Below are 10,919 nucleotides of genomic sequence, written 5' to 3'. Positions count from 1 at the left end.
ATCTGGTTTGGGACCAGAGGGTCCAAGGTTCGAATCCTTGTACTCCGACCAAAATTTAAAAACCCGTTTGATGGCAACATCAAACGGGTTTTTTCATTTCCAGGCCTTGAAGTCGGGGTCAGCATTTGGCGGCGATGGCGTTGCCGGCGCGGCTGGCGCTTTTGCGGTTGAGGAATTGCGAGATGAAGATGCCGGCGTCGACCACGGTGTCGAGGTCGATGCCGGTGTCGATGCCCAGGCCCTGCATCATGTACAGCACGTCCTCGGTGGCGACGTTGCCGGTGGCGCCCTTGGCGTACGGACAGCCGCCCAGGCCGGAGACCGACGAGTGGTAAATCGAGATGCCCAGCTCCAGGCTGGCGTAGATGTTGGCCAGCGCCTGGCCGTAGGTGTCGTGGAAGTGGCCCGACAGGCGGTCGACGTGGAAGGCTTGTATCGCGCGCTCCATCACGGCCTGCGTCTTGCGCGGCGTGGCGACGCCGATGGTGTCGGCGATGTCGATTTCATCGCAGCCCAGGTCGCGCATGCGACCCACCACGTCGGCCACCGCGTCCAGCGGCACGTCGCCCTGGTAGGGGCAGCCGAACGAGCAGCTGATGCTGCCGCGCAGGCGGATGCCATGTTCCCTCGCTGCCCTGGCCACGCCCTCGAAGCGCGCGATCGATTCGGCGATCGAACAGTTGATGTTCTTTTGCGAGAAGGCTTCCGAGGCGGAACCGAAGATCACCACTTCGTCGGCCCTGGCCGCCAGTGCCGCTTCGAAGCCCTGCATGTTGGGCGTCAGCGCGGAGTAGATCACGCCCGGCTTGCGCTCGATGGCGGCCATGACTTCGGCGCTGGTGGCCATCTGCGGCACCCACTTCGGCGAGACGAAGGCCGCCGCTTCGATGTTCCGGAAGCCGGCGCCGGTGAGACGGTTGACCAGTTCGATCTTGATCCCGGCCGGGACGTTTTCCTTTTCGTTCTGCAGGCCGTCGCGCGGGCCGACTTCGACGATTTTGACCTTGTTCGGTAAGCTGTTCATTTAGTACCCCAGTGTGCGGTCGACCGTGCCGGCGACTTGTTCGCCCTTCTCGGTCTTGCGGATCTTATCGGCGATCTGCTGCACGCTTTCGCGGCGCAGCGTCAGCGCGGAGATATGCGGTGTGATGGTGATGCGCGGCTCCTGCCAGAACGGATGCTGCACCGGCAGCGGCTCATTGCGCAGCACATCCAGCGTCGCGGCGGCGATGTGGCCGGACTTGATCAGTGTGAGCAAATCCGGCTCCGCCAGATGGGCGCCGCGCGCGACGTTGATGATGTACGAGCCTTGCGGCAGCTTGCACATGTTGGTGCGGTCCATGATGTTGCTGGTGTCCGGCGTCAGCGGCAGCATGCAGACCAGCACGCGGCTGCCGCGCAGGAAGGTATCCAGGCCGTCGGCGCCGCTGAAGCACTGCACTCCCGGCATGCTTTTCTCGGTGCGGCTCCAGCCGCGCAGCGGGAAGCCGAACGGCGCCAGCGCCTCCAGCACGCGCGTGCCCAGGATGCCCATGCCCAGCACGCCGACGACGAAATCCTCGCGGTGATGCTGCGGCAGCGGCGCCCATTGTCCGGCGCGCGCCTGCGCTTCGTATTCGTCGAAGCGGCGGAAGTAGCGCAGCACGAAGTGGGTGACGTATTCCGCCATCTGCACCGCCATGCCGGCATCTTCCAGTCGCACGATGGGGATGTGGCGCGGCAGCGCGTCGCCGAATTTCAGCAGCGCGTCGACGCCGGCGCCGGTGACGAAGATGGCCTTGACGGTGGCCAGCTCCGGCAGCATGGCCTCGGGCGGCGACCACACCACCGCGTAGTCGCAGGCCTGGCACTGTTCGCCGGCGTGCCAGATTTCGATTTCGGCCTCGGGCAGAAACTTGGCGAAGTCCTTGATCCAGGGCTCGGTCTTGCCGTCGGCGCGGTGCAGCAGTATGCGCATGATGCCTCCTTTATGCGGCCTTGAAGGCCAGCAGTGGCGCGCCATCGGCCACCTGGTCGCCGACGTTGTAGAGGATCTCGTCCACCACGCCATCGTGCGGCGCGGCGATGGTGTGCTCCATCTTCATCGCTTCCATGATGACCAGCGCGGCGCCCCTCTTCACCTCCTGGCCTTTGGCCGCCAGCACGGCGACCACCTTGCCCGGCATCGGCGCGGTCAGGCGGCCGCCTTCCGTTTCCGTTTCACCGGCGTGCGCCATCGGATCGTTCCAGGCCAGCGGATGATGCGCGCCGTTGGCGAAGACGTGGAACACTTCACCGTCGCGCCGCACCGCGCCGTGCAGGGCCTGCGCGCCGAGTTTGATGCTGTAGTCGCCATTGCCGGCGGCGGTCAGGCTCAGCGGCTGCGGCTGGGTGCCGGCGGTGCTGAACAGCCAGCCATCCGCGCGGTAGGTGACGAAGACATCATACGCCGCATGCGCGTCGCCGAACGACAGTTTGCGCACATACGCCTGGTTCATGCGCCAGCCGCTGGCCTGGCTCCATGGATCGCCGCTGCTGGCGCCGGCGCGCGCCGCCGCGCCCTGCTCGGCCGTGATCAGCGCGACCGCGGCCAGGGCCAGCGCGCCTTGCGGCGCCGGCTGCGCGGCAGGGAACAGGCTGTCGTGATTGCGCTCGATCAGGCCCGTGTCCAGATCGGCGCTGGCGAAGGCCTGGCCTTCCACCAGGCGCTTGAGGAAGGCGATGTTGGTGTTCAGGCCGACGATCTGGTACTGCGCCAGCGCCTGCGCCATGCGCGCCAGCGCCTGTTTGCGGTCGGCGCCCCAGACAATCAGCTTGGCGATCATCGGATCGTAGAACGGCGAGATGGCGTCGCCGGCGCGCACACCGGAATCGATGCGCACACCGGCCGGCGCACCGGCCACGCCGCCCAGTTCGAACGAGACCGCATCCGGTGTGCCCAGATGGCGCAGCGTGCCGATCGACGGCAGGAAGCCCTTTTCCGGATTTTCGGCGTAGATGCGCGCCTCGATGGCGTGGCCGTTGATGGCCAGTTGATGCTGCTTTTTCGGCAGCGCTTCGCCGGCGGCGACGCGCAGCTGCCATTCCACCAGGTCGGTCCCGGTGATCATCTCGGTGACCGGATGTTCGACCTGCAGGCGGGTGTTCATCTCCATGAAGTAGAACGAGCCGTCCTGGTTGGCGATGAACTCCACCGTGCCGGCGCCGACGTAACCGACCGCGCGCGCGGCAGCCACCGCCGCCTCGCCCATGGCCGCGCGGCGCTCTGCCGTCATGCCCGGCGCGGGCGCTTCTTCCAGCACTTTCTGGTGACGGCGCTGCACCGAGCAATCGCGCTCGAACAGGTAGATGCAATTGCCCAGCGTGTCGGCGAACACCTGGATTTCGATGTGGCGCGGGCGCTGCAGGTATTTCTCCGCCAGCACCTTGTCGTCGCCAAAAGAACTGATCGCCTCGCGCTTGCAGGACGCCAGCGCATCCTTGAACTGCGCCGAGTTCTCCACCACGCGCATGCCCTTGCCGCCGCCGCCGGCCGAGGCCTTGAGCAGCACCGGGTAGCCGATCTGGTCGGCCTGCGTGTGCAGGAACTCGGCGTCCTGCCGCTCGCCGTGATAGCCCGGCACCAGCGGCACGTTGGCCTTCTCCATCAGCTGCTTGGCGGCCGACTTGGAACCCATGGCGCGCATGGCCGATGCGGGCGGGCCGATGAACACCAGGCCCGCCGCCGCGCAGGCTTCCGCGAATTCGGCGTTCTCGGACAGGAAACCGTAGCCGGGATGGATGGCCTGCGCGCCGCTGGCCTTGGCGACGGCGATGATCTTGTCGCCGCACAGGTAGCTTTCCTTGGCGGCGGCGGGACCGATCAGCACCGCCTCGTCGCAAACGGCGACGTGTTTGGCGTCGGCGTCCGCTTCCGAATACACGGCCACGGTCTTGATGCCCATGCGGCGTGCGGTGGCGGCCACACGGCAGGCGATTTCACCACGATTGGCGATCAGGATTTTTGTAAACATCGTCTCTCTCTTTGCAGCTGGATTTTGTCAATGCGCTGGAAGTTTTTTTATGGTGATGCGCGAGCGGACCGGCGGATCAGCAGCCGCACTGTTCCTTTTGTACCGATTCCAGCACGGCGCCGCGAGTGCGCAGGCCCAGTTTCTCCAACAGGGCGCGGTCGTCGTTGGCTTCCGGGTTATCGGTGGTCAGCAGCTTGTCGCCGTAGAAGATGGAATTGGCGCCGGCCATGAAGCACATCGCCTGCACCGCTTCGCCCAGCTCGCGGCGGCCGGCCGACAGGCGCACGCGCGCCTTCGGCATGGTGATGCGCGCGACGGCGATGGTGCGCACGAATTCGAACGGGTCCAGCGGCTCCAGGCCGTACAGCGGCGTGCCTTCCACCTGCACCAGGTGGTTGATCGGCACCGATTCCGGATACGGATTCAGGTTGGCCAGCTGCGCGATCAGGCCGGCGCGCTGGTCGCGCGTCTCGCCCATGCCGACGATGCCGCCGCAGCAGATCTTCAAGCCCGCTTCGCGCACGTGACCCAAGGTGTCCAGGCGGTCCTGGTATTCGCGGGTGGAGATCACGTTGTCGTAGAACTCGGGCGCGGTGTCCAGGTTGTGGTTGTAGTAGTCCAGGCCCGCGTCCTTCAGGCGCTGCGCCTGGTGCTCTTCCAGCATGCCCAGGGTGGCGCAGGTTTCCAGGCCCAGCGCCTTCACCGAGCGCACCATCTCTTCGACCTTGTCCATGTCGCGGTCTTTCGGGCTGCGCCAGGCGGCGCCCATGCAGAAGCGGGTGGCGCCATTGTCCTTGGCCTGTTTGGCGGCGTCCAGCACGGTGTCGATGTCGAGGATCTTCTTGGCTTCGACGCCGGTGTCGTAACGTGCCGCCTGCGGGCAGTAGCCGCAATCTTCTTCGCAGCCGCCGGTCTTGATCGACAGCAGGGTGGCCAGTTCGACGTCGCCGTCCGGGAAGTTGGCGCGGTGGACTTGCTGGGCCTTGAACATCAGGTCATTGAACGGCAGCTCGAACAGCGCCAGCACTTCCTCGCGCGGCCAGGTCGATGCGGCGGGCGCGATCGGCGCGGCGGGACGGTGCAGCGAGACGACCTTGGGTTCTTTCAGGATGTTCTGTGGCATGGTGATTCCTTCTTGGTTCAAATGGTGTCGGACAGCGGCCAGTTGGGCAGCTGCGTAAAATCGATGTAGCCGGCGGCGGCTTCCGCGCTCGGGTCTTCCAGGCGCGGCACGCGGCCGAGCAACGGCGCCGGGATGCGCAGTTCGAGCGCCAGCACGTTCTCGTCGGCGAAGGCCATGTCGGCCTGGGTTTCATTGGCGACCCAGCCGGCCAGCGTCAGGCCGCGCGACTGGATGGCCTCCACCGTCAGCAGCGCGTGGCTGATGCAGCCCAGGCGCAGGCCGACCACCAGCACCACCGGCAGCGCCAGTTGTTCGGCCAGGTCGGCGGTGTCGAATTCGTCGTTCAGCGGCACGCGGAAGCCGCCCACGCCCTCCACCACCACCGCGTCCGACGCGGCGTTGATTTCGACGTAGGCGGCCAGGATAGGCACAGGAGAAATGGTGATGCCTTCCAGCTCGGCGGCGATGTGCGGCGCGGCCGGCTCCTTCAACAGGAAGGGCGTGGTGATCGATTGCAGCAGGTGCACGTTGCCGGCGGCCGCCAGGCGGTCGCAATCGTCGTTGTGCCACTTGCCGTCATCGTGAAGTTCGGTGCCGGCGGCCACGGGTTTCATGCCGCAGGCGCGCACGCCGCGTTGTACCAGGGCGTGCAGCATGGCGGAGGAAATCAGGGTCTTGCCGATTTCGGTGTCGGTGCCGGTGACGAAGCAGCTGAAGCGCGGCGGCGCGCCGCTACCCGCGGCTGCCGACTGCGTCTCCGGCGTAACTGCGATCACAGGATCGTCGAGGCTCATTTCAGGTCCTTTCCAATGCGTTGAGCGCGGTGATCAATTGTGCGACGTCCGCACGGTCGTGTCCTGCCGACAGCGTGACGCGCAGGCGCGCGGTGCCCGGCGCCACGGTCGGCGGACGGATGGCGCCGACCCACAGGCCCTGCTCGTAGAGAGCCGCGCCGGCGCGCATGGTGTCGCCATTATCGCCGATCAGGATGGGCTGGATCGCGGTTTTCGACGGCAGCCGTCGCCAGCGCGCCAGGCGCAGGCCGTCATCCAATTGTGCCACCAATGCCTGCAGATGGGCGCGGCGGCGCGCGCCTTCCGCGCCTTCGATCAGATCCAGGCTGGCCAGCAGCGCGTGCGCCATGGCCGGCGGCGCGGCGGTGGTGAAAATGTACGGTCGTGCTTTCTGGATCAGGGTGTCGATCACGGTTTCGTGCGCGGCCACGAAGGCGCCAGCAACGCCCGCCGCCTTGCCCAAGGTGCCCATGTAGACCAGGTAGGGCGAGCGCAGGTCGAAGTGTTCCAGCGCGCCGTGACCGCGCTCGCCCAGCGTGCCGAAGCCGTGGGCGTCGTCCACCACCAGCCAGGCCCCATATTGTTCGCACAGGGCCAGCAGGGCGGGCAGCGGCGCCAGGTTGCCGTCCATGCTGAAGACGCTGTCCGTGACGACGACTCTGGTAGCGGCGCTGCTGGCTTGCAGCAGGGTTTCGAGCGCGGCCAGGTCGGCGTGCGGGTAGACGTGCGTCTTCACGCGCGCCAGGCGGGCGCCGTCGATCAGCGAGGCGTGATTCAGTTCTTCCGAAAAGATTTCGGCTTCGCGGTCGCCGGCGGTCAGGCCGGTGATGACGGCCAGGTTGGCCATGTAGCCGGTGCTGAAGCTGATCGCGCGCGGCGCTTCCAGATGGGCGGCAACGAATTGCGTCAGGCGCCCTTCCAGCTGCGCGTGGGCGCGTCCATGGCCGCTGATCAGGTGCGAAGCGCCGCTGCCGGCGCCGTACAGGGCGGCGCCTTCCTGCAGCGCGTGTCTGATCGCGTCGTGGTTGGCCAGGCCCAGGTAATCGTTGCTGCAGAAAGCCAGCAGTTCGCGGCCGTCCACCGTCACGCGCGGGCCGCAGGGCGATTCCACCGTGCGGCGCTTGCGTATCAGCTGCCTGTCTTCCAGCGCATGCAGCTGCTGTTGGAGTTTTGCCAGCAGTTCCATGGTCAGCCTGCCATCACTTTGTCGAACACGGCCAGCGTGTTGGCGGCCAGGCCGTCGATCTCCTCGTCGCTGAGGACATACGGCGGCATCATGTAGACGGTGGCGCCGATGGGGCGCATCAGCAATTCGTGTTCGGTCGCGGTGGCGAAGAAGCGGCGCGAGAAATCGGCCGGCGCGTCGATGGCGTCGAAGGCCCAGATCATGCCGCGCTGGCGGAAGTTGCGTACCTTGTGGTGCTGCGCCAGCGGTTGCAGCGCGGCGGTCAGGCGCTCGGCCTTGACGCGGTTGGCGTTCAGCACATCGTCTTCTTCGAAAATCTGCAGCGTCGCCAGGGCGGCGCGGCAGGCCAGCGGATTGCCGGTGTAGGAGTGCGAATGCAGGAAACCGCGTGTGACGTCGTTGTGATAGAACGCCTGATAGATCTCGTCGCGCGTCATCACCAGCGACAGCGGCAGGTAGCCGCCGCTGATGCCCTTGGACAGGCACAGGAAGTCCGGCCACACGCCGGCCTGCTCGCAGGCGAAGAAGGTGCCGGTGCGGCCGCAGCCGACGGCGATTTCGTCCAGGATCAGGTGCACATTGTGGCGGTCGCACAGGGCGCGCACCAGTTGCAGGTAGAGCGGGTCGTGCATGGCCATGCCGGTGGCGCATTGCACCAGCGGCTCGATGATGATGGCGGCGATGCTGTCGCCGCGCTCGGTGAACAGGCGCTCGACGTCGGCGGCGGCGCGGCGCGCCACGTCCTGCGGCGTTTCGCCATCGACGGCGGCGCGCGCGTCGGGCGAGATCACGGTCTGCGCGGCACGCAGCAGCGGGCCATAGGCGTCCTTGAACAGGGCGACGTCGGTGACGGCCAGCGCGCCGATGGTCTCGCCGTGGTAGCTGCCCTTGAGGCAGACGAATTCCTGCTTGCCGGCGTGACCGCGGTTGCGCCACGAGTGGAAGCTCATCTTCAGGGCGATTTCCACCGCCGAGGCGCCGTCGCTGGCGTAGAAGCTGTGACCCAGCACATGGCCGGTCAGCGCCGACAGCTTTTCCGACAGTTCGATCACCGGCTCGTGCGTGAAGCCGGCGAGCATGGCGTGTTCCAGCGTATCCAGCTGGTCCTTCAGGGCCGCGTTGATGCGCGGGTTGGCGTGGCCGAACAGGTTCACCCACCAGGAGCTGATCGCGTCCAGGTAGCGGCGGCCTTCATGGTCGTACAGCCATGCGCCCTTGCCCCGGCTGACCGGGATCAGGGGGATGGTTTCGTGATGCTGCATCTGGGTGCATGGATGCCATACGCTGCGCAGGCTGCGCGCGACCCAGTCGCTTTGTTTGTTCAATTCCAAAAACTGCTCCTAACTTTAGCTAACCTAGCCAGGCGGGCTTGCGCTTCTCCAGGAAGGAAGCCACGCCTTCTCGCCCTTGTTCCGAGGCGCGGATCTGCGCGATGCGCTCGGCCGTATCGGCCAGCAGCGCATCGTCGACGGCTTGCCCGCTCACTTCGCGCACCAGCACTTTGGCCTGCTGCACGGCGTGCGGGCTGTTGTTGACCAGGGCTTTGACGATGTCCGCCACCCTGGCGTCCAGCGCATCGGCGGCGACCACCTCGTGCGCGAAGCCGATGCGCAGCGCTTCCGCCGCGCCAAAACGCTCGGCGGTCAGGAAGTAGCGGCGCGACGCGTTCTCGCCCATGGCCTTGATCACATACGGCGAAATGGTGGCGGGGATCAGGCCCAGCTTCACTTCGCTCAGACAGAAGTTGGCCTGTTCCACCGCGACGATGATGTCGCACGCGGCCACGAGGCCCATGCCGCCGGCGTAGCAATCGCCCTGCACCTTCGCCACCACGGGCTTGGGACACAGATAGATGGTGCGCAGCATCTCCGCCAGTTGCAGAGCGTCGGCATGGTTTTCGGCGTGCGTGTAGCCCGCCATTTTTTTCATCCAGTTCAAATCGGCGCCGGCGCAGAAGGCCGGGCCATTCGCGGCCAGCACGATGGCGCGCAAGTCCGCATCCTCGCCCAGTTCGCGGAAGACCCGCGTGATCTCGGCGATGGTGGTTTCGTTGAAGGCGTTGCGCACGTCGGGACGGTTCAGCGTCACGGTGGCGACGTGGTTTTCGCGGGCGATGGTCAGGGTGGTGTAGGTCATCATGCAGCCCTTACATGCGGAAGACGCCGAATTTGGTGTCTTCGATTTCCGCGTTCAGCGCGGCGGACAGGCCCAGACCCAGCACCATGCGCGTGTCGGCCGGATCGATCACGCCGTCATCCCACAGGCGCGCGGTGGCGTAGTACGGGTGGCCCTGGTGTTCGTACTGCTCCTTGATCGGCTGCTTGAAGGCGGCTTCCTCCTCGGCCGACCATGCGCCGCCCTTGGCCTCGATACCGTCGCGTTTCACGGTCGCCAGCACGGACGCCGCCTGCTCGCCGCCCATTACCGAGATGCGCGCATTGGGCCACATCCACATGAAGCGCGGCGAGAACGCGCGGCCGCACATGCCGTAGTTGCCGGCACCGAAGCTGCCGCCGATGATCACGGTGAACTTGGGCACCGCCGCCGTCGCCACCGCCGTCACCATCTTGGCGCCGTTGCGGGCGATGCCTTCGTTTTCATACTTGCGGCCGACCATGAAGCCGGTGATATTCTGCAGGAACACCAGCGGAATCTTGCGCTGCGCGCACAGCTCGATGAAGTGGGTGCCCTTCAGCGCCGATTCGGAAAACAGGATGCCGTTGTTGGCGATGATCCCGACCTTCATGCCGAAGATGTGGGCGAAGCCGCACACCAGCGTGGTGCCGTAGCGCGCCTTGAATTCATCGAACTCGCTGCCGTCGACGATGCGGGCGATCACCTCGCGCACATCGAAGGGCTTGCGGGTATCGGCCGGGATCACGCCGTACAGTTCCTGCGCCGGATACGCCGGCGCCACCGTTTCGCGCAACACGCCCTGTTGCGGCTTGACGCGGTTCAGATTCGCGACGATGGTGCGCGCCAGCGACAGCGCGTGCAGATCGTTCTGCGCCAGGTGGTCGGCCACGCCGGACAGGCGCGTGTGCACATCGCCGCCGCCCAGGTCTTCCGCCGTCACCACCTCGCCGGTGGCGGCCTTCACCAGCGGCGGACCGCCGAGGAAGATGGTGCCCTGCTCCCTGACGATGATCGATTCGTCGCTCATGGCCGGCACATAGGCGCCGCCGGCGGTGCAGGAACCCATCACCACCGCGATCTGCGGAATGCCCTTGGCCGAGAGGTTGGCCTGGTTGTAGAAGATGCGGCCGAAGTGGTCGCGGTCGGGGAACACGTCATCCTGGTTGGGCAGGTTGGCGCCGCCCGAGTCGACCAGATAAATGCACGGCAGGTTGTTCTGGTCGGCGATCTCCTGCGCGCGCAGGTGCTTCTTGACCGTCATCGGGTAGTAGGTGCCGCCCTTGACGGTGGCGTCATTGCAGACGATCACGCACTCCTGGCCGGCCACGCGGCCGATGCCGGTGATGATGCCGGCCGCCGGCGCCGCATCGTCATACATGCCATAGGCGGCCATTTGCGACAGTTCGAGGAAAGGCGTGGCGGGATCGAGCAGCATCTGCACACGGTCGCGCGGCAGCAGCTTGCCACGTGCCACGTGCTTGGCCGAGGCCGCCTCACCGCCGCCGAGCGCGATCCTGGCGATCTTGTCGCGCAAATCGTCGACGACGGCCTGCATGGCGGCGGCATTGGCCTTGAAATCCTCGCTACGAGGGTTGAGCTTGCTTTCGATCTGCGGCATGGCTTTTCCTTTCTTATTCGGGGTCAGAGCCGACATTCGGACATTGCATCGCGCGCGATGCAATGTCCGA

At 66.2% G+C, this 10,919-nt stretch carries 9 protein-coding genes; all 9 read right to left on the bottom strand.

Going from position 1 to position 10,919, the window contains the following annotated elements:
- Positions 1 to 118 precede the first annotated feature (118 nt).
- Positions 119 to 1,024 carry a hydroxymethylglutaryl-CoA lyase gene (locus tag E4L98_RS10225; protein WP_135201457.1) on the bottom strand — a complete coding sequence of 302 codons (906 nt, stop codon included), beginning with the start codon at positions 1,022 to 1,024 and terminating at the stop codon, positions 119 to 121.
- Positions 1,025 to 1,957 carry a 2-hydroxyacid dehydrogenase gene (locus E4L98_RS10220; protein WP_135201456.1) on the bottom strand — a complete coding sequence of 311 codons (933 nt, stop codon included), beginning with the start codon at positions 1,955 to 1,957 and terminating at the stop codon, positions 1,025 to 1,027. It lies immediately after the preceding gene.
- A gap of 10 nt (positions 1,958 to 1,967) precedes the next feature.
- Positions 1,968 to 3,992: an acetyl-CoA carboxylase biotin carboxylase subunit gene (locus tag E4L98_RS10215; protein ID WP_135201455.1), complete on the bottom strand. Its 2,025-nt coding sequence runs from the start codon at positions 3,990 to 3,992 to the stop codon at positions 1,968 to 1,970.
- A gap of 76 nt (positions 3,993 to 4,068) precedes the next feature.
- A complete protein-coding gene (gene bioB / locus E4L98_RS10210) occupies positions 4,069 to 5,115 on the bottom strand; it encodes a biotin synthase BioB (RefSeq protein WP_135201454.1) in 1,047 nt (348 codons plus the stop codon).
- 17 nt (positions 5,116 to 5,132) lie between these two features.
- The gene (gene bioD, locus E4L98_RS10205; protein WP_135201453.1) at positions 5,133 to 5,909 is read right to left on the bottom strand and encodes a dethiobiotin synthase; all 777 of its coding nucleotides are present in this window, start codon (positions 5,907 to 5,909) and stop codon (positions 5,133 to 5,135) included.
- A gap of 1 nt (position 5,910) precedes the next feature.
- Positions 5,911 to 7,095: an 8-amino-7-oxononanoate synthase gene (gene bioF / locus E4L98_RS10200; protein WP_135201452.1), complete on the bottom strand. Its 1,185-nt coding sequence runs from the start codon at positions 7,093 to 7,095 to the stop codon at positions 5,911 to 5,913.
- Positions 7,096 to 7,097: 2 nt separating this feature from the next.
- The gene (gene bioA, locus E4L98_RS10195) at positions 7,098 to 8,426 is read right to left on the bottom strand and encodes an adenosylmethionine--8-amino-7-oxononanoate transaminase (RefSeq protein ID WP_135201451.1); all 1,329 of its coding nucleotides are present in this window, start codon (positions 8,424 to 8,426) and stop codon (positions 7,098 to 7,100) included.
- Between the two features lie 19 nt (positions 8,427 to 8,445).
- Complete coding sequence (locus E4L98_RS10190) at positions 8,446 to 9,231, bottom strand: enoyl-CoA hydratase/isomerase family protein (protein WP_205746696.1); 786 nt, start codon at positions 9,229 to 9,231, stop codon at positions 8,446 to 8,448.
- Between the two features lie 10 nt (positions 9,232 to 9,241).
- On the bottom strand, positions 9,242 to 10,849 hold the full coding sequence (locus E4L98_RS10185; protein ID WP_135201449.1) for a carboxyl transferase domain-containing protein: 1,608 nt from the start codon (positions 10,847 to 10,849) through the stop codon (positions 9,242 to 9,244).
- Positions 10,850 to 10,919: the final 70 nt, after the last annotated feature.

The sequence above is a fragment of the Duganella callida genome (assembly GCF_004614165.1).
Classification (GTDB): Bacteria; Pseudomonadota; Gammaproteobacteria; order Burkholderiales; family Burkholderiaceae_D; genus Rugamonas; species Rugamonas callida.
The sequence above is the reverse complement of the archived record's forward strand: the minus strand, read 5'-3'. Positions and strand labels throughout refer to the sequence as shown.